We start from the raw sequence: 20,692 nt of genomic DNA, 5'->3' as shown, positions 1-20,692 counted from the left end.
GACGATTTACGGCTCGAACTTGTAGCCCAGACCACGCACCGTCACCAGGTACCGCGGCGCGCCCGGGTCCGGCTCGATCTTCGCGCGCAGGCGCTTGACGTGGACGTCGAGGGTCTTGGTGTCGCCGACGTAGTCGGCGCCCCAGACGCGGTCGATGAGCTGCATACGGGTCAGGACGCGGCCGGCGTTGCGCAGCAGCATCTCCAGGAGGTCGAACTCCTTGAGGGGGAGGTCCACCTTCGAGCCGGAGACCGTCACCACGTGCCGGTCCACGTCCATACGGACCGGGCCCGCCTCCAGGGCGGCCGGGGTGACCTCCTCCGGCTCACCGCGGCGGCGCAGCACGGCGCGGATGCGGGCGACCAGCTCCCGCGAGGAGAACGGCTTGGTGACGTAGTCGTCGGCTCCTATCTCCAGGCCGACGACCTTGTCGATCTCGCTGTCCTTGGCGGTCACCATGATCACCGGGACGTTGGAGCGGCCGCGCAGCTGGCGGCACACCTCCGTGCCGGGCAGCCCCGGCAGCATCAGGTCGAGGAGGACGAGGTCGGCGCCGTTGCGCTCGAACTCGTCGAGGCCGTCGGGGCCCGTGGCCGCCACGGCGACCTCGAAGCCCTCCTTGCGGAGCATGTACGACAGGGCGTCGGAGAAGGACTCCTCGTCCTCGACGACGAGCACTCGGGTCACGGAAGGACCTCCGGGGCGGGAAGCGTTTCGTACGCGGTTGAGTCGGGGGATTCGTGGGATGCGGCTGAGTGGGAGGACGCGGGGGACGGTTGTGCGGTGGGTCCGGCCTCTTCGTCGAGGTCGGGGTGTTGCAGGGCGCGGTCACGGGCCACGCCCGCCTCCGGCAGCCGCAGGGTGAACGTGGAGCCCTGGCCTTCGGCGCTCCACACCGTGACCTCCCCGCCGTGCGAGGCGACCACGTGCTTGACGATCGCGAGACCCAGACCGGTGCCGCCGGTGGCCCGGGAGCGGGCCGGGTCGACGCGGTAGAAGCGCTCGAAGATGCGCTCCTTGTCCTTGTCGGTGATGCCGATGCCCTGGTCCGTGACGGCGAGCTCGATCATGTCGCCGCCGGATGCACTGACCCGGCGGGCGGCTATACCGACGCGGGTACGGGCCGGGGAGTAGTTGACGGCGTTCTCGACGAGGTTGCCGAGGGCGGCGGCGAGCTGCCCACGGTTGCCCCACACATGCAGGTCGGCGGTGCCGCCGGCGGCCATGGTGATCTGCTTCGTACCGGCCTGGTGGCGGCAGCGGTCGATGGCCTCGGCGACCAGCTCGTCCACCCGGACGGGCTCGGCGTCCTCCAGCGGGTCGTCGTTCTGGACCCGGGAGAGGTCGATGAGCTCCTGCACCAGGTTGGTCAGCCGGGTGGCCTCGATCTGCATGCGACCGGCGAAGCGCTGCACGGCCTCCGGGTCGTCCGAGGCGTCCATGACGGCCTCGGACAGCAGGGAGAGCGCGCCGACCGGTGTCTTCAGCTCATGGCTGACGTTGGCGACGAAGTCACGCCGCACGGCCTCGATCCGGCGGGCCTCGGTGAGGTCCTCGACCAGGAGCAGCACGAGCCGGGAGCCGAGCGGCGCCACACGGGCGGACACGGCGAGGGCCTCGCCCCGTCCGGTGCCCCGCCTCGGCAGATCCAGCTCGACCTGGCGTATCTCGCCGTCCCGCCGGGTGTCCCGGGCCATCTGGAGCATGGGCTCGACGGCGAGCTTGCCGCCGCGCACCAGGCCGAGGGCATATGCCGCGGAGCTCGCCTTGACGACGGCGTCGCCCTCGTCGAGGACGACCGCCGACGACCGGAGCACGGACAGCACGGTGTCCACGCCCGGCGGCAGCACGGGGTCGGTGTGCAGAGAAGTCCTGGTCGGTCGCTTCTGGTCGCGTTCGCTCCAGCGGAACGCCAGCATGGCGATGACGCCGGTAAGCACCCCGGCGATCGCTGCCGCTGCGGCGACCGCCGCGTTCACGTCCATGCATCCAGGTTAGGCATGACGTACGACATCCCCACAGCCGTCGAGGTGCGAGCTCGAACACTCGTCGCCCAGAGTTCACCTTGGAGCCAGTGATGGTTCATTTGAGGTGGCAGAAACGGACGCGTGGGGGCCGGAACGTGGGAGCGTGGGGTTCGTACCGGTGGTTTCGCCACGGGCCCCGGCCCCCGGAACCCCCGAAGAACACGTACGAGAGGGAACCCTGATGCGGGACGCGTACCACGAGGAACTGGACTCGATCGGCGACGGACTGGTGGAGATGGCCCGGCTGGTCGGGTCGGCGATCGGGCGCGCCACGACGGCCATCCTGGACTCCGACCTCAAGCTGGCCGAGAGCGTGATCGAGGCGGACAAGAAGGTCGACGAGCTCCAGCACGACCTCGAGGGCCGGGCGATAGCCCTGCTCGCCCGTCAGCAGCCGGTGGCCACGGACCTCCGGATCGTCGTCACGTCGCTCCGTATGTCCGCCGACCTGGAGCGCTCCGGCGACCTCGCCCAGCACGTGGCGAAGCTCGCCCGCCTCCGCTTCCCGGAGCGCGCGGTCCCGCAGGACCTGCACGCCACGATCCTGGAGATGGGCCAGCTCGCCCAGCGCCTGATGGCGAAGGCGGCCGAGGTCATCATCACCAAGGACGTCGACCTCGCGCTCCAGCTGGAGCAGGACGACGACGAGATGGACCTGCTGCACCGCACCCTCTTCCAGCACCTGATCGACGAGCGCTGGAAGCACGGCATCGAGACCGCCGTGGACGTCACCCTGCTCGGCCGCTACTACGAGCGCTACGCCGACCACGCGGTGGCGGTCGCCAAGCGCGTGGTGTTCCTGGTGACGGGCGAGCACGCGGACGACATCCAGGCCGACATCCAGCCGGTGACGGGGGTCGAGGGGGCGTAGCCCTGCCGGGCGGGGCGGCCGACGACATTCACGGCTGCCCGGGTGTCGCGCGCGGGTTGCTCGATGCCGCGCGCGTTGCCCGCCCCGGGCGCATGAACGCCACTGTGCGCCGTTGATGCGCCCGGCAGACCGGGCATGAAATGGGCAAAGGCACCAGGCCCTAGCCTCCAGGAGGGGACCCATGGCCGAATCGCCCAGCACCACGCCCGACCCCACCCAGCAGCGCGAGACCGACCAGCCCACCGAGACCAGGAGCCTCCCGCTCGTCGCCGCGTGCGGCTGCGGCTCGGGCTGTGGTTGCGGGTGCCAGTCCGGCAACCCCTGCCAGTGCGGCTGACGCCTCACATCCGATACGACGACGAAGGCCCCCGGTGATCACTGGCACCGGGGGCCTTCGCCGTACGTGCCGCTGAGGCGCAGCATGAAGGGGGGAAAGGGACTAGGACAGGAAGCACCGCCAGGCAGCAGGAAAGAGGTGCGAGGCCATGACCCAGTTCATGGACATCCACCACGGGTGGAAGGGCATCACCGCCGAACAACTGCAGCAGGCCCACGATGCCGACCAGGCCATAGAGAAGGACGAGGGCGTGCACTTCGAACGCGCCTGGGCAGACCCCGAGTCCGGCACGGTCTACTGTCTGTCCGAGGCCCCCTCACCCGAAGCGATCCAACGCATCCACGAACGCACGGGCCACCGGGCGGACGAAATCCACCCAGTACCACTGTCGATCTGGTGAAGCCCCTGATCCCCCGGGCCTGGGCCTTGTCGGCCGTCGTTCGGTGCTGCCGACTGGCCTCGAACGGCCCTGCACAGGCAAATGCCTTGCCGCCTGGCCCCCATCTGCCCTTAAGGTCAGCGGATGATCAACATGCAGGTGCGCGGGGACCTGGGAAAGCCCATAGCTCGTGCCCAGGTCGGACTGGAATGGGCAGACCTCTTCCCCGCGCTGGCCCCGTTGAACTTCCCGATGTTGTGGGCCTTGACTCCTTACGGTGATGCCGTCTTCAACGAGCGGCAGGTGCCGTTGCTGCTCGCCGAACTTGACCGGCTTCCCGAAGCCTACGGTGGTATCTGGATGGACCCGGTCCGAGAGCTGTGCACGGTCGTTCAGAGCGGACCGCACCGGTATCTCTGGTTCGTCGGCGACTGAGTGATCTTGACAATGGTCGTGCTGAGGAGGGGCCAGCCCAAGGCGCCTGGCAGAGTCACTGCCTGACGGAAAGAAACACCTATCCTGCCTGACGGCCCGATCAGCGGTCGACGGCGCGGAGATGGCCCCGACGCAGCGAAAAGCCCCCTCCCGGCGGAGAAACAGCAGGGAGGGGGCTTATTCGTGGGCGATTACTTCTTCTTGCCCTGGTTCTTGACCGCCTCGATGGCTGCCGCCGCTGCCTCCGGGTCGAGGTAGCGGCCGCCGGAGGTGATCGGGTTGAAGTCGGCGTCGAGTTCGTAGTAGAGGGGGATGCCCGTCGGGATGTTCAGGCCCGCGATGTCGGCGTCGGAGATGCCGTCCAGGTGCTTGACCAGGGCGCGGAGGCTGTTGCCGTGGGCCGCGACCAGGACCGTGCGGCCGGCCAGGAGGTCGGGGACGATGCCGTCGTACCAGTACGGGAGCATGCGGACGACGACGTCCTTCAGGCACTCCGTGCGCGGGCGCAGCTCCGGCGGGATGGAGGCGTAGCGGGGGTCGGAGGACTGGGAGAACTCCGAGTCGTCCGCGAGCGGGGGCGGCGGGGTGTCGTACGAGCGGCGCCAGAGCATGAACTGCTCCTCGCCGAACTCGGCCAGCGTCGCCGCCTTGTCCTTGCCCTGGAGGGCGCCGTAGTGGCGCTCGTTCAGGCGCCACGAGCGGTGGACCGGGATCCAGTGGCGGTCGGCGGACTCCAGCGCAAGCTGTGCCGTGCGGATCGCTCGCTTCTGGAGGGACGTGTGGACCACGTCGGGGAGGAGATCGGCGTCCTTCAGGAGCTCGCCACCGCGGACTGCCTCCTTCTCGCCCTTCTCGTTGAGGTTGACGTCCACCCAGCCGGTGAACAGGTTCTTCGCGTTCCACTCGCTCTCGCCGTGGCGGAGGAGGATCAGCTTGTACGGTGCGTCGGCCATGCCTCAGAGCGTAATCCACGCATTCGGACCCCCGCTCGAGTGCCCGAAGGCCGGACGGTTGACGGCATCTGTTAATCGAGTGGCCGGGCGGAGACCGCCGCCAGTAAGTTGCACTGAGCCTTAGGGGCACTTACTTCCGGCCCATTGCTTCCGGCTCAGCTTCGCCGACCGTCCGAACCTGGGGGACCCATGCCACTCGCCGCCCTTAGACGCGCCGCCCGGGATTCCGTCTCCGGTCTCCCCCGCGAGTTCTGGTGGCTGTGGACCAGCACCCTCGTCAACCGGCTCGGCGCCTTCGTGGCGACGTACATGGCGCTGTATCTGACCCTGGACCGGGGATACAGCGCGTCGTACGCCGGTCTCGTCGCCTCGCTGCACGGGCTCGGCGGGGTCGTGTCCTCCCTCGGCGGAGGCGTGATGGCCGACCGGCTCGGGCGGCGGCCGACGCTGCTCGTCGCCCAGTCCGCCACCGCCGCGTCCGTGGCGCTGCTCGGCTTCATGACCGACCCCGTCGCCATCGCCGCCGTCGCCTTCCTGGTCGGCATGGCCTCCAACGCCTCCCGGCCCGCCGTGCAGGCGATGATGGCCGACATCGTCCGGCCCGAGGACCGGGTGCGGGCCTTCTCGCTCAACTACTGGGCGATCAACCTCGGCTTCGCCGTCTCCTCCATGGCCGCCGGCTTCATCGCCGAGGTCAGTTATCTCGCCGGGTTCCTGATCGAGGCGGGGATGACGGCGGTCTGCGCGGTCGTCGTCTTCGCCAAGCTGCCCGAGTCTCGGCCCGTGAAGACCGCCAAGGAGGCGCGGGACGAGGTCAGTCTCGGCACCGTGCTGCGGGACGGCCGGTACATGGCCGTCGTCGGGCTGTCCTTCCTCGTCGCGGTCGTCTTCCAGCAGGGCTCGGTCGGACTGCCGGTGGCGATGGGTACGGCAGGGTTCTCGCCCGCCGACTACGGCATGGCCATCGCCGTCAACGGCATCCTGATCGTCGCCCTGCAGATCCCCGTCACCCGCTTCATCGAGCACCGCGATCCGCGACGCCTCCTCGTCATCTCCTCCGTCCTCGCCGGGTACGGCTTCGGGCTCACCGCCTTCGCCGGATCGGTCGGCGTCTTCGCGCTCACCGTGTGCGTGTGGACGCTCGCTGAGATCGTCAACGCCCCGACCCAGACCAGCCTTGTCGTCCGGCTGTCGCCCGTCCATGGGCGGGGGCGCTACCAGGGCATGTACACCCTGTCCTGGTCGGTCGCCGCCCTGATCGCGCCCCTCATGTCCGGCGTCGTCATCGACCGGTTCGGCGCGGAGTGGTTGTGGGGCATGTGCGCCGTGGTCGGTATGGCGGCGGCGATCGGGTACAGCGTGGTCATGCGGCGTCTTCCGGCCGTCGGGGCGGTGGGCACGGCGACTCCGGCTGACGCCGAGCCCGAGGTCCGTACGGCGTAGGGCCGGCAGCTCGGCGACGGCCGCCCCCCTCACGGGTGCATCCGCGCCCCCTTGAGCACCTTGTCCACCGCGTTGCGCGGGCCGTACACCGCGAGGCCCACCAGGTCCAGCTCCCCCGTCCCCACCGCCCGTACGGCCGCGCGGTTGTCCCGGTCGTTGCCGGTGCCGAAGAGGTCCGAGGTGAAGACCGCGCGGGGCAGGGCGCGGGAGAGCGACCGGGTGTGCGCCGCGGTCAGCGTCTCCTTGGTGCCCTCGAAGACCAGTACCGGCTGCCGGAACATCGGCAGGTAGGGCACGCCGTCCGCGTCCTCGTACGGCTCCCCGATCACCTCGGGAAGCCGTGTGCCCAGGCCGCTGACCAGGAAGGCCGTGACGTTGAGGCGCTGCCAGGTCTCCAGGTCCTCGCGCAGCAGGACGGCGATCTTCGTGTCGAAGCGGATCGGATCGGGGGTCGGCCCGGGAGGCTGCAGTTCGGAGATCGGCTCGGTGTTCATGGGGTGAGACTGCCCGGCCGTCCCCCGCGCCGTCTTGTACGTTCTTTGCATGGCCGCCGCCCAGCCGGACGTCTCCGCCTGGCGCCCGCGTGTCCCGGGTGTCGTGGAGGTGTTCCACGCGCACTTCACCGAGTACGCCTACCCGATGCACGTGCACGAGGCGTGGACGCTGCTCATCGTGGACGACGGGGCCGTACGGTACGACCTCGACCGGCACGAGCACGGCACCCCGCACGACACGGTCTCGCTGCTGCCGCCGCACGTCCCGCACAACGGCTCCCCGGCCACCCCGCACGGCTTCCGCAAGCGCGTCCTCTATCTCGACGCCACCCGTCTCGGGGAGGAGCTGATCGGGCCGGCGGTCGACGGGCCGGATCTCCGGGATCCCGTACTGCGGCTGCGCGTGGGGCAGTTGCACGGCGCGCTCGCGCACCCCGGCGACGAGCTGGAGGCCGAGAGCCGGCTGACGCTGATCGGGGAGCGGCTGCGCGAGCACCTCCGGCCCCGGGTGGCCCAGGCGGAGGGCCGGCGCGACCCCGCCGTCGCCCGTGCGCTGCGCGAGTTGCTCGACGAGCGCGTCGCGCAGGGGCTCTCCCTGGAGGAGGCGGCCGGGCTGCTGTACGCCCATCCCGCCCATCTGGTACGGGCGTTCAGCGGGGCGTACGGCATCGCGCCGCACCAGTACCTGATGTCCCGCCGCGTCGAGCGCGCCCGCCGACTGCTGCTCGACGGGCGCGCGCCGGGCGAGGTGGCGTCGGCGACCGGGTTCTACGACCAGGCCCATCTCACCCGGCACTTCAGGAAACTGGTGGGCGTGACTCCCGGGCGCTACCGGGTCAGCGGCCAGTGAAGCGGCACCGGGTCACTTCACGTCGACATAGTCGCCCGCAGCGGTCGCGCCGCCCGTCGTGGTCGTCTGGCCGAAGGTCCAGCGCCAGTAGCCGTCCGTGGACGCGGTGACCGTGGTCTTCAGGTAGCCCGCGGAGTCCGCCGACACGGTCTTGACCGTCGAGTAGGTGCTGGTGCCCGCCTTGCGGAACTGCAGCTTGGCCGCCTTGCCGCCGAAGCCGGTGTAGGCGTGCTTCACCCAGTCCGCGCGGGTGATCCTGCCGGTCACGGTGAGCGTCCTGCCCTTCGTGACGGGCTCGGGCGCGGCGTTGACGGTCACCTTCGCCGCGCGCTTGACCTGCACGGAGCTGAAGCCGGTCAGGTACTCCTCGCCCTTGAACTTCTCGTTCGAGTCCCACAGGCGCACCCAGACAGCCGTCTTCCAGGTCGTCGCGTCGTTGTTGGAGTCCAGCGTCCAGCGTGGATCGATGTACAGCTCACCCTCGCAGTCGGCGGCGCGCGGGCCGGCCTCGTTGCAGGTGGTGAAGCCCGTGTAGACACCGCCCGATTCGGCGCCCTTGGCGGCCGTGGTGTCGTGGTACAGGTACGGGAACGGGGTCACGTCGCCGACGCCGACGCCGGACGGCAGGGACATGTGGAAGGTGAAGCCAGGCCTCACCTCCGCGGTGGTGCCCACGATGATGGGCTTGCCCTTGTTCACGACCAGGTTCGACACCGTGATGCCGGTGTCCGCCGCCTCCGCGGACGGCACGGCGAACGCCCCCAGGGCGAGCGCTCCCGCGAGCACGACCGCGGAGCCGGATCTGCCTGCGCGCATGCACAACCTCTTGCTGGTGAGAGACCGGTAAGGGACCGGTAAGAATTCGGATCGCCGCAGGTTAACAGCCGTGCCTCACAGGCCTTGCTACAGGCCCCGCTGCGCCTCGTACAGATTGCGCGGGCGCACCTCGTCCGTCGTGCCGTACAGCTCCAGCCGGGAGTGCAGCTCGCCCTTGAAGTCGGGGACGTCGATCTGGTCGAACTCGGTGACCGTGTTGAGGCCGACGGTGGCGGAGTACGGTGCCAGGCCGTCGATCTTCATCAGGCCCGCGCGGCCGTTGGTGACCCGGATGTTCCAGTGGGTGAAGCGGGCGCCGAACAGCGGGCCGGCGCTGGCGTCGCCGCCGTGGCGACCGTTGTTGTTCACCGTGATGTCGGTGCGGACGTTCGCGAAGGGCAGCCCACGGTGGCTGTCGAAGGTGCCCATGCGCATGTCGCCGCGCGACCACACGTTGTAGGAGGACAGGCCCTCGACGTTGATCCCGTGCAGTTGGGTGTTGGGCGGGGCGGGAACGGTCCGCTCCTCGATCGTGAAGTCCTCGATGAGGTTGTCGTGCGAGCCCTCACGACAGAAGTACGGGTGGTGCGAGCCGCGGCCGGACACCCGGGTGCCGCGCAGGGTGCAGGCGGAGGCGGCGACCAGGCCGAAGCCGTTGTCGACGTGCCGGACGGTGACGTCGTCCAGCCAGCAGTCGTAGGCACACTGCAGGACGACCCCGTTGTAGCCCTTGTCAAGGAGGTGCGGGGACTGCGGGGTCTCCACCGCCTCCAGGGTCAGGCCCTCGACACCGGACCCGGTCAACTCCGGTACGTGGGTGGTCAGCCGGGGGTCCCACTCGGGGCGTACGTCGAGCGGGAGCGGGCGTTCGAGGGTGACGCGGCGGCCGTGGACGCGGGTGATGCGTACGGGCCACTCGTAGGGGACGTACGAGGTCAGCTTGGTCTTGTCGGCCCAGTAGTAGGCCTGCGGACCGGGCCCGCCGCCCGACATGTGCTCCAGGAGGGTGTGGTCGGGGTCGTCAGCGAGACGAAGGAGGACCAGTCGGCCGGGCCTCAGCTGCCGGGAGTCCGCGACGGTCAGGATCCAGGAGCCCTGGCGGGCCGGTTCGATCGCCGTCAGGGTCGTCCACTCGTCGCGCCGGTTGCCGGTCCAGCCCTCGAACGGCCAGGCCCTGGCCCCGATCGCGGCGACCAGGGAGTCCCAACGGGCGTGCGGGGCCAGCCAGATGAGCCCTCCCGCCCAGGACCAGGACGACTTGTCGCCGCCGTAGCGGGAGCCGTAGACGCCGATCAGCTCGGTGAGGTTCTTGGTCGCGTACAGCTTCGTACGGTCGCTGCCCGCGCCCCTGAGGACCACGTTCGAGTCGGCGACCCGGATCAGGCCGTCGATGCGGAAGGTGCCCGGCGGGATGGTGACCGTGCCACCGCCGGCCCTTCCGGCGGCGGCGATGGCACGGTTGATCGCGGGGGCGCAGTCGGTGGTGCCGTCCGCCACGGCGCCGAAGTCCCTCACATCGGCCACGACGGGGCGGCGGGGGAAGCGCGCCGCGCCGCCGCGGCAGCCGGCCCGGCCGATGTACGGGATCTGCGGGTGCGTGAACGGAGTGCGGGTGAACTCCCTCCAGAGGGAGGGGACTTCCGCGGCCGTAGCGGCCGCAGCGGCGCCCCTGGCCCCAGCGGTGCCCGTGGCCGCCGCGGTGCCCGTGGTCGCGCCGAGCGCCACTGCGGTGGCTCCGCCGAGCAGAGCCCGTCTGGTGAGGTGCGCCTTGCCCATGTCCGTCCGCCCTCCCATGGAGATTTTCATGGATATGAACGATGTTCAGATGTGCGTTGGCGGTGAGCATGCCACCAGAGCCCCTTCACAGGGAAGGGGCTGTACCGTGAGTCATTTGCTCAGTCGGCCGGACGCTGAATCAGATTCGTGAACGCGTCCAGATTCCGCGTCGATTCGCCGCGCGCCACCCGCCATGCGTACTCCTTGCGGATCGCTGAGGCGAAGCCGAGCTCCAGGAGGGTGTTGAAGCTGCCGTCCGCGGCCTCCAGGACCTGGCCGAGGAGCCGGTCGATCTCGTCCTCGGTGACGGAGGCCAGGGGCAGGCGGGCGGTGACGTAGATGTCGCCGAGCCGGTCGACGGCGTAACCGACGCCGTACAGCTTGAGGTTGCGCTCCAGGAGCCAGCGGTGGACGCCCGCCTCGTTCTCGTCGGGGTGGCGGATGACGAAGGCGTTCAGGGAGAGGGAGTGACGGCCGACGAGGAGCGAGACCGTCGTCGAGAGCTTGCGGGTGCCGGGGAGCTTGGCGACGTAGTTGCCGGGCTCGGGGCTCTCCCAGTCGAGTTCGGCGTCCTTGAGGACACCCTCGATGACCTGCGCCGCGCGTTGCTGCTGCTGTGAAGCCTCACCCATGGTGGGAGCGTACGCGACGGCGATGAGCCTGGGTCGCGGCCGTGTACACGTCCGCGGTGGCGGCGGCCGCGGTGTCCCAGCCGAAGGACTGGGCGTGCCGCGCGGCGGCCGCGCCCATACGGTCCGGCAGCGAGGGGTCGTCGGCGAAACCGCGCAGCACGCGCGCGTAGTCGGCCGGATCGTGGCCCCGGACCAGGAACCCGGTCTCGCCGTCCCGCACGGCCACCGGAAGCCCGCCGACCGAGGCGGCGAGCACCGGCGTGCCGGCCGCCTGCGCCTCTATGGCGACCAGGCCGAACGACTCGCTGTAGGAGGGCATGACGAGCACGGACGCGGCCCGGAACCAGTCCGCGAGCTGCTCCTGACCGACGGGTGGGCGGAAGCGTACGACGTCGGCGATGCCGAGCCGGGCGGCGAGCTTCTGCAGGCCCTCGGGCTTGGCGAGGCCGCTGCCGCTGGGCCCGCCGACGACCGGCACGAGCAACCTCGACCGCAGTTCGGGGCGCTCGTCCAGGAGGACGGCCACGGCGCGCAGGAGCACGTCGGGTGCCTTGAGGGGCTGGATGCGGCCCGCGAAGAGCGGGATCAGGGCGTCCTGCGGGAGGCCGAGGCGGGCGCGGGCTGCGGCGCGGGCGGTCGTGGGGCCCCCGGGGCGAAGCGTGTCGGAGCCCTTGGGGAAGGGGCGGAAGCGGTCGAGGTTGACGCCGGGGTGGACGACGGCGACCTTGGCCGGGTCGGCGGCGTAGTGCCGTACGAGCTCGTCGGCCTCCTCGGCGGTGTTCGCGATCAGCCGGTCGGCGGCCGCGACGATCTGGGTCTCGCCGATGACCCGGGCGGCGGGCTCGGGGGTGTCGCCGTCGGCCAGGTTGGCGTTCTTGACCTTGGCCATGGTGTGCATGGCGTGCACCAGGGGGACGCCCCAGCGCTGGGCGGCGAGCCAGCCGACGTGGCCGGAGAGCCAGTAGTGGGAGTGCACGAGGTCGTAGTGGCCGGGGCGGTGGCCGGCCCAGGCCTGCATCACGCCGTGGGTGAAGGCGCACAGCTGGGCCGGGAGGTCCTCCTTGGCCAGGCCCTCGTAGGGGCCGGCGTCGACGTGCCGGACGAGGACGCCGGGGGCGAGCTCCACGGTGTGCGGGAGGCCGCCGGAGGTGGCCCGGGTGAAGATCTCGACCTCGATGTTGATCGCGGCGAGCCGCTGCGCGAGCTCCACGATGTAGACGTTCATGCCGCCGGCGTCGCCGGTGCCGGGCTGGTGGAGCGGTGAGGTGTGCACGGAGAGCATGGCGACACGGCGGGGCCTGCGGTGCAGCCTGAGCCGCGAGGGTGCCGCCGGAGAGCGACGCCCGAGCCTGCTGACGTACTGGCTCACGTGGCGTTCCTCCTTGCTGCGGGCATGCCGGTGGGAGGACCTCGGCCCTCCAAGGGGGTGCAACATCGGAGGGGTCGGCTCCATTTCCCGATTACGGAGCTTTACCGAATCATTACCCTAGGTCGCTCAACCGTTCGACACGGGGGGCGTTCGCCGGCCGGGGCCCGCATACCCTCGTACGTATGACAGCCCGCGCAGCCGCCCTCCCCCGCTCTCGGCTTCGCCCGTCGAGCGGGGGCGCCCCCATCGTGGGAACGGTGACACGCGGGACCACCAACCCCAACCGCCTGCGGCGCATGGACCGCTGGATCGCGGCCACGCACGGCGCCGAACTGCGCCGGGCCGCCGACCCCGTGGCGATCGACCTGGGGTACGGGGCCGCACCCTGGACGGCGGTCGAACTGCTCGGCAGGCTGCGCACCGCCGCGCCCCGCGCGCGGGTGGTCGGCGTCGAGATCGAACCGGCCCGGGTCGCGGCGGCCGAGCCGTACGAGCGCGAGGGCCTGGTCTTCCGGCACGGCGGCTTCGAGATCCCCGTCCCCCAGCGGCCGCACCTCATCCGCGCCGCCAACGTGCTGCGGCAGTACGACGAGAACGAGGTCGCCGCCGTGTGGGAGCGGCTGTGCGGGCGGCTCGCGCCGGCGGGCCCGGATTCTCGGGGCGGGCTGCTCGTGGAGGGGACCTGTGACGAGATCGGGCGGCGGCACGTCTGGGTCGCGCTCGGTCCCGAGGGGCCGCGGACGGTCACCTTCGCCACCCGTCTGGGCTCCCTGGAGCGGCCGTCCGACCTCGCGGAACGCCTCCCCAAGGCGCTCATCCACCGCAATGTTCCCGGTGAGCCGGTCCATGCCTTCCTGCGCGACTTCGACCGCGCCTGGGCGTCCGCCGCGCCCTACGCCTCCTACGGCGCCCGCCAGCGCTGGATCCGCGCGGTGCGGGACCTGACGGCCGACTGGCCGGTGACGGACTCGGCGGCGCGCTGGCGGCAGGGTGAAGTGACGGTGGCCTGGGGGGCGTTGGCACCCCGGAACTGACCCCGCACCGCCCCTGACCTGCGGGGAACGATCTTCATGCGGCGTTCGTCACAAGGGCGGGGGATCGTCATGTCCGGGCGGGAAAATGGGGAGGATCCACCGGGTACCACCTCTGTCGCTTTACGCCGCGGCGTGGCACGATCCCCCGGGCGACCGTAAGTTACTGACGGTAAATCAGTTTGGGGGACGGGTATGGGGACGGGCAAGCGCGGCCTGATCACGGCGGCCGTGACCGTGGTCTGCGCGGTGACCGTGCTGGCGGCACCCGGCACGGCGTTCGCGGCCCCGACGCCGAAGCCGACGGCCACGGCGAACCCCACGGCCTCGCCGACCCCCACCAACTCGCCGACGCTCCCGCCGAACAAGGACCTCGAGGCCGTCCGCAAGAAGCTCGACAAGCTCTACCACGACGCGGCCGTCGCCACCGACGAGTACAACGCGGCCCAGGAGAAGGCCCAGAAGCAGTCCGCCGCGATCGTCGAGCTGGCGAAGAAGATCGTCGAGGGCCAGAAGAAGCTGGACGAGCTGAAGGACCGCGCGGGTGCCGCGGCCCGCGCCCAGTACCGCACGGGCGGACTGCCGCCCGCGGCCCAGTTGATGCTGAGCGACGACCCGCAGCAGTTCCTGGACGGCGCGGGGCGGGTGCTCCAGGGCCAGCGGGCGGCCAAGGGCCTGATCGGGGAAATGACCCGCACCCAGCAGGACTTGCAGCGGTACGCGGCCGACGCCTCCGACCGCTGGGACGAGCTGGAGGCCAACCGCAAGACCAAGGCCGCCGCAAAGAAGAAGATCAAGCAGCAGATCGCGGCCGCCGAGAAGCTCCAGTCCCAGCTGGAGAAGAAGGAGAAGGAGCGCCTCGCCGAGCTGGAGCGGGAGGCCGCCTACCAGGCGCAGACCGCATGGCTGGACAGCGGCATCCTCAAGGAGATCAACGGCAAGGCGTCCAAGCAGGGCAAGCGGGCGGTGGAGTTCGCGACGGCCCAGATCGGAAAGCCGTACGTCTGGGGCGCCGAGGGCCCTGAGTCGTACGACTGCTCGGGCCTGACCTCACAGGCCTGGGCGAAGGCCGGCCATCCTGTCCCGCGCACCTCGCAGGAGCAGTGGAAGCAGCTCAAGCACGTGGACATCAAGGACATGCGCCCGGGCGATCTCATCATCTACTTCGACGACGCGAGCCATGTGGCGATGTACGTGGGCGACGGCGCGATCATCCACGCCCCGCGCCCCGGACGGACGGTGACGCTCGCCGGGGCGGGCGAAATGCCCATTCTGGGCGTAGTGCGGCCGGATGCGTGATGTGCGCCATGTGACCCAGTCCACGGTCAACAACGTTCCAAACCCTGACAGGACGTGACCTTCGTCATCCCCTTTTGCCCACAAGCCTGTCCAACTGCGGTACGGAACGCGGCATATGACAGGGGTCTGCGGCGGAGCGACGCGGCTCACACCATTCCGCTGCGGCGGCCAGTACCGCTATGGTCCCCGTCGGTGGGTCGAGGTCCCTCGCACCCACCATGCCCTCGGGGGGAGGGAAGGAACCAACAAGATGCCCGTACCCGTACCGCGGCAGAGAGCCATCCCGGCCGTGGAGAGTGGTCAGGCGCAGGCCGCGTCCGCAGTCGGCGGCCCCCTCAAGGAAGAGGCCAACCGCACCGAGTCCGCCGCGGCCAACAGCACCGCGGCAGGCACCACTCTCACCCTGCTGCTGATCGAGGACGATCCGGCGGGCTGGCCGATCGTGCCCGAACTGCTCGACTCGGCCGGTAAGCCCATCCGCGTGCGTACCGCCCGCAACCTCACCGAGGCCGGGCGGCTGCTCACCGACGACGTCCACTGCATCCTGCTCGACCTCGCGCTTCCGGCGCCCGGCCGGGCCGGCGACGGCGACGACGAGCTGGCCGTGCTCAAGCATGTGCTGGAGCTCGCGCCCCGGCACGCCGTCCTCGCGCTCACCGCGTCCGGTGACGCCGAGCGCGGCGCCGAGGCGGTGCGCGTGGGTGCCCAGGACTACCTCTTCCGGGACGAACTGGACGGACGGCTGCTCAGCCGCGCCATCCGGTACGCCGTGGAGCGCAAGCGGTCCGACTCGGCCGAGCGACGCCTCGCCGAGGGCCGGGTGCGCGCACAGGAGAACCGCCGCCTGGAGCGCGGGCTCCTGCCCACGCCCCTGTTGGAGGGCTCCTCGCTGCGGTTCGCCGCGCGCTACCGCCCCGGCCGCTCGCGCGCGCTGCTCGGCGGCGACTTCTACGACACCGTGCGCACGCCCGACGGCACCGTGCACGCCATGATCGGTGACGTCTGCGGCCACGGCCCGGACGAGGCCGCGCTCGGCGTGGAGCTGCGCATCGCGTGGCGGGCGCTGACGCTGGCCGGGCTGTGCGGCGACGCGCTGCTGAGCACGCTGCAGGAGGTACTGGAGCACGAGCGGGGCGACGAGGAGATCTTCGCGACCCTCTGCACGGTGGACATCTCCCCCGACGGCCGCAGCGCGGGCCTGTGCCTGGCCGGCCACCCGTCGCCGCTGATCGCCCGCCCCGGGCGGCCCGCGGAGCTGCTGCCGTACGACAACAACGGCCCCGCCCTCGGCCTGCTCCGCGGCGCGCGCTGGCCGCGGATGCAGGTGGAGCTGGGCGCGGAGTGGAGCCTCATGCTCTACACCGACGGCCTGATCGAGGGCCGCGTCGGCGGGGGCGGTGAGCGTCTGGGCCAGGAGGGCATGGTGCGGATGGTGCGCCGGCAGCTCGCCGCCGGGCTGCGTGGCGAGGATCTGCTGCGGTCCGCGGTCCATGAGGTCCGCGAACTCAACGGCGGGGAGCTGACGGACGACGTGGCGGTGGTCCTGCTGGACCGCGTGCCGTAAGGGACCGGCCGGACCGGAGGCAGCGAGGAGCGGCAAGGGACCGGACCGGGTGCCCGTGTCAACGGGATCCGGTCAGCGGCCGCCGTTGTACGGCCCGTACGGACCGTCGCTGCTGCTTCCGCCGCGGCCGCCCCAGCCGCGGCCGCCGGAGACCTGCTTGAGCGCGGGACGCACGTCCACGATGTAGACGATGCTCGCGATCACGCCCGCGATGGGGAGGATCGAGAGGATCGAGAAGAGATAGCTCACCACGAGCGCGATGCCGAGGATGATCAGCCAGAACATCTTGTTCTGCTTGTCCGCCGCGCGGAAGGCGTCCTCGCGCCGGATCGCGGCGTCGACCAGCGCGAACGCCGCAAGGGCCATCAGGACGATCTTCAGCAGTCCCAGGAACCCCGTGAAGCCCAACATCAACATGCCGCCCACCGCCCGTTCTCTCCCGACACCTACGCGGCCACCGTACCCGTACAACGGGCCGGGCACCCCAAGGGTGCCCGGCCCATGCGCGTAGTCGCCCTTGTACGGCTTACTTGGCGGGCGGCGTGCTCTTCTTGGCCGTGACCTTGCGCGGGGCCGGGGCCTTCTTGGCGACCGGCTTCTTCGCCGGGACGGCCTCGGCGGCGGCCTCGGCCGGCTTCGGCTCGGACTTGACCTGGTCCGGCTCGCCCTTGGGCTCGACGGCGACGGCGAGTTCCTCGATCTCCTCGGCGGCCTCGCCGCGCCAGGCCCGCACGGTCTGCTCGCCGTGCTCGGCGACCTTCTCGTAGGTCTCCCGGGCCTTCACGGCGTACTCGGCGGCGACGCCGACACCGCGCAGGGCGAGGTCCTGGGCGGACTCGCCGAGCTTCTTGAGGTCCGCGTCGATCGTGCTGCCGAGCTTTTTCAGGTCGCCGTCGAGGGTGCCGATGAACTCGTTGACCCTGGCCTGGATGGTCTCCTGGGCCTCCTTGGCCTTGGCACCGGCCTCCTTGGCGCGCGCGGCGGCCTTCTCCTGCACGGCCTTGGGGTCGGTGTTGCGGACGGCCTCGATACGGGCCGGGGCCTCGGCGCGCAGCTGCTCGACCAGCGCGGGCACCTTCTTGGCCTGCTGGAACGCCAGGTCCGCGGTGCCTGCCGCGAAGTAGAGCGGGGTCGGGTCGCTCAAGGTCTTGCGCAGATCGTCGGTGATGGCCATGGTGAGGGTCCTCCCGGATTCACATTCGGCTGAGGGTTCTGTTCCGCAGTCGGGCGGCCGGCGCCCTGGTCCGGTTCAGCTGGCCGTCTGCTGCGGATCGGCTTCGCTCGCGTCGGCCGTGCGGGTGCCGCGCACGGTGGTGTCGTCGTGGGGCCGGGTCTCCTCCGTACCGTCGCCGTCCGCGACGCCTGCGAATCCGTTCTCCTTGCGAAAGGACTCGTAGATCTGCAGCAGCACCTGCTTCTGCCGCTCGTTGAGCGTGGGATCGGCGAGGATGACGGCGCGCGTCTCCACCTCGTCCAGGTCCCGCTCGGCGTCGAGGATGCCGGCGCGGACGTACAGCGTCTCGGCGGAGATCCGCAGGGCCTTGGCGACCTGCTGCAACACCTCCGCGCTCGGCTTGCGCAGCCCGCGCTCGATCTGGCTCAGGTACGGATTGGACACCCCGGCGGCATCGGCGAGCTGCCTGAGCGACAGCTGCGCACTGCGACGCTGCTCGCGCAGGTACTCACCGAGATTGCCGACGTTGAGCGATGCCATGCCCCTACCTTGCCCCACCCCCGCTAACAATTGCAAGCACCTGCTTGCAAAAGTGCGTCACGCCACTCCTGAGGAGTGATGTCCGGCGGATCGGATACCGCCGGACAGGCCCCGGGCCACAAGGACTCAGCGCTTGAGCATGAAGGTGAAGTCGCCCGAGAGCTTGCCGCTCAGGTGGACTGTCGACACGAGACCAGGCCGACCCCGGCACAGGCGCCCACCGGCCGCGGTGCGCCCGGTGCGGCGGCGGACCGTACGGCGACTGCCAGGCCGGCCGCTCGGTTCGACCCGAGCCGCCCACGTCGCGGCGCCGTACGACCGCATCCTGGAGCAACTCGGCTGCCGGGCCGGGGTCGTTGTCGCGCAGCAGGTTCAGGACCTCGGGCCGTAGGGAACGCACGTTCATCCGCCCCAGGACAGCGACCTTGATGGTGTCCCCGCACCCGGTGCACAGCGCGAGGAGCCAGGCGTCGAGGAGCTTGTGGTTCGCGTTGCCGCGGAATTTGCCGTTCGCCCGGAAGCGCACCTGTGCGACGCACGACGGATCAGCGCTCGGGGGGTCTCACTTGGCGTACAACGGCACGTCCTTGACAGGGCGACTGCGGGCGGGAGAACGGTAACGAAGGTCGACTCGCCCTCCAGGCCGCGAAGAACTGCGGCAGCGCCGACCCGGCCTCCCAGCGGATCAACCTCGATGACGTCCGCGAGGCCCGCCTGGGGGCCGAAGCAGCCGACGACCGCGGCCTTCACTTCGTCGCCGCGACAGTCCGAAGGTGTTGCCGGGAGATGAGGGAGCAGGCGAGTCCGGCCACGCAAGCCGGGAAGGCCCACCGAGGCAGCAGCAGCCCGTGAGGGATCCCACAAGCCGCTCGACCGCTGGCGCGAGGACGCCAGGGGGGTTATCGTCGAGAGGTAGAACGACCGGTCTTCCTACCTCTTGGAGGTGGGCGTCTCGGCCTTCCGGGCGGGACTGCCGACCAGGCAAGCCAGTGGGTCCCGGTGTACGTCGAACAGAGATGAAAGCTCCATGAAGCCAATCCGCGCCCTGACTTGCCCGGGGTCCCACAGGGGGCCGGTGTTTCGCGCGGCCTCGATGGGGTCAGCCTCCCGATCGGATCAGGCGGACCGCGTCCAGCAGGGTCTTGTGGGCGGCCGTCGAGTCGTCCAGGTAGCCGGCTGCCATCGCTCCGTCGTACAGCATCAGCAGGGCGCCGGCGGCCGACTTGGGGTCGGTGTGGCCGAGCCGGGTGAGCAGTTCCTGGAAGAGGGTGCGGATCCAGTCCCGGTGGGTCGTCACCAGGCCGCGGACCGGATGGGTGGCGTCCGGGTACTCGGCGGCCGCGTTCATGAACGGCGATCCTCGAAAGCCACGCTCGCGGGCGTGCTCGGCGATCGCCTCGAAGATCAGGTCGATCGCTTCCGCGGGCGGGTGCGCGGCAGCCAGTGGTTCGGCCACGTCCTTGTAGTAGGCGTCCTTGGTCCGCAGATAGGCCACGACCAGGTCGTCCTTGGCGGCGAAGTGCCGGTAGAAGGTCGCCTTGGTCACCCCGGCCTCGGCGATCAGCCGCTCCACACCGATCGCGCGAACGCCCTCGTAGTAGAACAGCCGCGACGCGGCCCTGACCAGGCGCTCGCGAGGCGGCAGGTCTCCCTCGATCGTGCTCTCCTGAGGCTTGGCGTCGGTGGTCTTCTGCCCAGTGCTGCTCACCTCCCCATTGTGCCCTCGGCCCTGCCTTGAGCGGCCTCCACCCCTGCACGGCCCTCGCCGGCAGGGCTTTCTTCCCCCTATCCCGTACGGCCCCGAGCAACGTGGCCGTTCATCGAAAGGCTTGAACCATGACGCGGACTCGTCGTATCGAAGGAACCGTCGCTCTGGTTACCGGAGCGTCCAGCGGCATCGGCCACGCCACCGCGCTGGAGCTCGCCCGCGAGGGCGCCTCCGTGGCCCTGGTCGGACGGCGCGAGGACCGGCTCACCGACCTCGCCGCCGAAATCTCCGAGGAGGGCGGGAAGGCTCTGGTCGTACCCGCCGACATCACCACCGCCCAGGCCGCCGCGGAAGCGGTCGAGCGGACCGTCGAGGGCCTTGGCCGCCTGGACATCCTGGTCAACAACGCCGGCCTCATGCTCCTCGGGCCCACCCCCGGCGCGGACCTGAACGACTGGCAGCGCATGATCGACATCAACCTCATGGGCCTGATGTACACCACCCACGCGGCCGTCCCCCACCTGGTCAAGGCCGCCGCCGACGCGCCGCGCCAGGTCGCCGACATCATCAACATCAGCTCGCTGAACGGCCGCACCGCCTTCGCCATGTCCGCCGTGTACAGCGCCACCAAGTTCGGCGTCGGAGGCTTCAGCGAGGCACTGCGCCAGGAACTGGGACGCCAGCACGTCCGCGTGTCCGTCGTCGAGCCGGGCAGCGTCGACACCGAACTGCGCACCCACAACTCGGAAGTCGTCCAGCAGCTGATCGTCGCCGGCCTGGGCGACATCGAGCGGCTGCAGAGCCAGGACATCGCCGACGCCATCGGCTACATCGCCACCCGCCCCCGGCACGTCGCCGTCAACGAGATGCTCGTACGCCCCACCGAGCAGGGCTGAACACCATCCCCGTGGCCAACCCCGAGGCAGGCAAGGAGGCGTGATGGCGGCCCACACCCCTCTCACGCCGGCCGACGCCATCGTCCGTGTCTGCCTGC

The 20,692-nt window shown here is 70.6% G+C and carries 23 protein-coding genes; 10 read left to right on the top strand and 13 right to left on the bottom strand.

What is annotated here, in order from left to right:
* Nucleotides 1-6: 6 nt before the first annotated feature.
* Nucleotides 7-678, bottom strand: coding sequence for a two-component system response regulator PhoP (gene phoP, locus ACZ4EG_RS33750; protein WP_018568744.1), 672 nt, complete (start codon nt 676-678; stop codon nt 7-9).
* 5 nt (nt 679-683) lie between these two features.
* Complete coding sequence (phoR, locus tag ACZ4EG_RS33745; RefSeq protein ID WP_453554670.1) at nt 684-1,985, bottom strand: two-component system sensor histidine kinase PhoR; 1,302 nt, start codon at nt 1,983-1,985, stop codon at nt 684-686.
* Nucleotides 1,986-2,208: 223 nt separating this feature from the next.
* On the opposite strand from phoR, the gene phoU reads away from it, so the two are divergent.
* The 4 genes from phoU (at nt 2,209) to ACZ4EG_RS33725 (ending at nt 4,049) form a co-directional block, all read left to right on the top strand.
* Complete coding sequence (gene phoU / locus ACZ4EG_RS33740; protein WP_361616779.1) at nt 2,209-2,898, top strand: phosphate signaling complex protein PhoU; 690 nt, start codon at nt 2,209-2,211, stop codon at nt 2,896-2,898.
* Between the two features lie 181 nt (nt 2,899-3,079).
* The gene (locus ACZ4EG_RS33735; protein ID WP_363300703.1) at nt 3,080-3,235 is read left to right on the top strand and encodes a hypothetical protein; all 156 of its coding nucleotides are present in this window, start codon (nt 3,080-3,082) and stop codon (nt 3,233-3,235) included.
* Nucleotides 3,236-3,383: 148 nt separating this feature from the next.
* Entirely contained in the window at nt 3,384-3,635 is a 252-nt protein-coding gene (locus ACZ4EG_RS33730; protein ID WP_453554668.1) for an SCO4226 family nickel-binding protein, read from the top strand.
* A 123-nt stretch (nt 3,636-3,758) separates the two neighbouring features.
* Complete coding sequence (locus ACZ4EG_RS33725) at nt 3,759-4,049, top strand: hypothetical protein (protein ID WP_467793334.1); 291 nt, start codon at nt 3,759-3,761, stop codon at nt 4,047-4,049.
* A 191-nt stretch (nt 4,050-4,240) separates the two neighbouring features.
* On the opposite strand, the gene ACZ4EG_RS33720 is transcribed toward ACZ4EG_RS33725, so the two are convergent.
* Nucleotides 4,241-5,002, bottom strand: a complete 762-nt coding sequence (locus ACZ4EG_RS33720; protein ID WP_453554664.1) for a phosphoglyceromutase — start codon at nt 5,000-5,002, stop codon at nt 4,241-4,243.
* Nucleotides 5,003-5,191: 189 nt separating this feature from the next.
* Here ACZ4EG_RS33720 and ACZ4EG_RS33715 point away from each other — a divergent pair, with 189 nt between their 5' ends.
* Nucleotides 5,192-6,445, top strand: a complete 1,254-nt coding sequence (locus ACZ4EG_RS33715; protein ID WP_467793333.1) for an MDR family MFS transporter — start codon at nt 5,192-5,194, stop codon at nt 6,443-6,445.
* Nucleotides 6,446-6,474: 29 nt separating this feature from the next.
* Here ACZ4EG_RS33715 and ACZ4EG_RS33710 read toward each other — a convergent pair whose 3' ends face one another.
* On the bottom strand, nt 6,475-6,939 hold the full coding sequence (locus tag ACZ4EG_RS33710) for a DUF2000 family protein (RefSeq protein WP_467793332.1): 465 nt from the start codon (nt 6,937-6,939) through the stop codon (nt 6,475-6,477).
* A 49-nt stretch (nt 6,940-6,988) separates the two neighbouring features.
* Here ACZ4EG_RS33710 and ACZ4EG_RS33705 point away from each other — a divergent pair, with 49 nt between their 5' ends.
* Complete coding sequence (locus ACZ4EG_RS33705; RefSeq protein WP_453554658.1) at nt 6,989-7,789, top strand: helix-turn-helix transcriptional regulator; 801 nt, start codon at nt 6,989-6,991, stop codon at nt 7,787-7,789.
* A gap of 12 nt (nt 7,790-7,801) precedes the next feature.
* Here the strand turns inward: ACZ4EG_RS33705 and ACZ4EG_RS33700 are convergent, their stop codons facing one another.
* The 4 genes from ACZ4EG_RS33700 to mshA form a co-directional block, all read right to left on the bottom strand.
* Complete coding sequence (locus ACZ4EG_RS33700) at nt 7,802-8,605, bottom strand: hypothetical protein (RefSeq protein WP_467793331.1); 804 nt, start codon at nt 8,603-8,605, stop codon at nt 7,802-7,804.
* 87 nt (nt 8,606-8,692) lie between these two features.
* A complete protein-coding gene (locus ACZ4EG_RS33695; protein ID WP_467793330.1) occupies nt 8,693-10,411 on the bottom strand; it encodes a glycosyl hydrolase family 28-related protein in 1,719 nt (572 codons plus the stop codon).
* Nucleotides 10,412-10,500: 89 nt separating this feature from the next.
* A complete protein-coding gene (locus tag ACZ4EG_RS33690; protein ID WP_453554652.1) occupies nt 10,501-11,013 on the bottom strand; it encodes a type III secretion system chaperone family protein in 513 nt (170 codons plus the stop codon).
* Nucleotides 11,006-12,382 (bottom strand): D-inositol-3-phosphate glycosyltransferase, encoded by a 1,377-nt coding sequence (mshA, locus tag ACZ4EG_RS33685; protein ID WP_390712094.1) that lies wholly within the window; start codon nt 12,380-12,382, stop codon nt 11,006-11,008. The genes ACZ4EG_RS33690 and mshA overlap by 8 nt, the downstream gene beginning before the upstream one ends.
* A 257-nt stretch (nt 12,383-12,639) precedes the next feature.
* Between mshA and ACZ4EG_RS33680 the strand changes: the two genes are divergently transcribed.
* The 3 genes from ACZ4EG_RS33680 (at nt 12,640) to ACZ4EG_RS33670 (ending at nt 16,276) form a co-directional block, all read left to right on the top strand.
* Nucleotides 12,640-13,416, top strand: a complete 777-nt coding sequence (locus tag ACZ4EG_RS33680) for a class I SAM-dependent methyltransferase (protein WP_453554648.1) — start codon at nt 12,640-12,642, stop codon at nt 13,414-13,416.
* A 192-nt stretch (nt 13,417-13,608) separates the two neighbouring features.
* Complete coding sequence (locus ACZ4EG_RS33675) at nt 13,609-14,712, top strand: C40 family peptidase (RefSeq protein ID WP_467793329.1); 1,104 nt, start codon at nt 13,609-13,611, stop codon at nt 14,710-14,712.
* 250 nt (nt 14,713-14,962) lie between these two features.
* Nucleotides 14,963-16,276, top strand: a complete 1,314-nt coding sequence (locus ACZ4EG_RS33670) for a PP2C family protein-serine/threonine phosphatase (RefSeq protein WP_467793328.1) — start codon at nt 14,963-14,965, stop codon at nt 16,274-16,276.
* Between the two features lie 72 nt (nt 16,277-16,348).
* Here ACZ4EG_RS33670 and ACZ4EG_RS33665 read toward each other — a convergent pair whose 3' ends face one another.
* The 5 genes from ACZ4EG_RS33665 to ACZ4EG_RS33645 all read right to left on the bottom strand — a co-directional run bounded on the left by ACZ4EG_RS33665 (nt 16,349) and on the right by ACZ4EG_RS33645 (nt 19,698).
* Complete coding sequence (locus ACZ4EG_RS33665) at nt 16,349-16,693, bottom strand: DUF2516 family protein (RefSeq protein WP_467793327.1); 345 nt, start codon at nt 16,691-16,693, stop codon at nt 16,349-16,351.
* A 109-nt stretch (nt 16,694-16,802) separates the two neighbouring features.
* Nucleotides 16,803-17,450: a hypothetical protein gene (locus ACZ4EG_RS33660; protein ID WP_467793326.1), complete on the bottom strand. Its 648-nt coding sequence runs from the start codon at nt 17,448-17,450 to the stop codon at nt 16,803-16,805.
* Nucleotides 17,451-17,525: 75 nt separating this feature from the next.
* Complete coding sequence (locus ACZ4EG_RS33655) at nt 17,526-17,990, bottom strand: helix-turn-helix domain-containing protein (protein ID WP_453554640.1); 465 nt, start codon at nt 17,988-17,990, stop codon at nt 17,526-17,528.
* Nucleotides 17,991-17,994: 4 nt separating this feature from the next.
* Nucleotides 17,995-18,516 carry a DUF1062 domain-containing protein gene (locus ACZ4EG_RS33650; RefSeq protein ID WP_467793325.1) on the bottom strand — a complete coding sequence of 174 codons (522 nt, stop codon included), beginning with the start codon at nt 18,514-18,516 and terminating at the stop codon, nt 17,995-17,997.
* 573 nt (nt 18,517-19,089) lie between these two features.
* Entirely contained in the window at nt 19,090-19,698 is a 609-nt protein-coding gene (locus ACZ4EG_RS33645) for a TetR/AcrR family transcriptional regulator (protein WP_467793324.1), read from the bottom strand.
* Between the two features lie 128 nt (nt 19,699-19,826).
* Between ACZ4EG_RS33645 and ACZ4EG_RS33640 the strand changes: the two genes are divergently transcribed.
* On the top strand, nt 19,827-20,594 hold the full coding sequence (locus ACZ4EG_RS33640; protein WP_467793323.1) for an SDR family NAD(P)-dependent oxidoreductase: 768 nt from the start codon (nt 19,827-19,829) through the stop codon (nt 20,592-20,594).
* The last annotated feature ends 98 nt before the right edge of the window (nt 20,595-20,692 follow it).

This window comes from Streptomyces sp. NPDC025638 (assembly GCF_055558775.1).
This window is presented reverse-complemented; position numbering and strand designations above follow the sequence as displayed.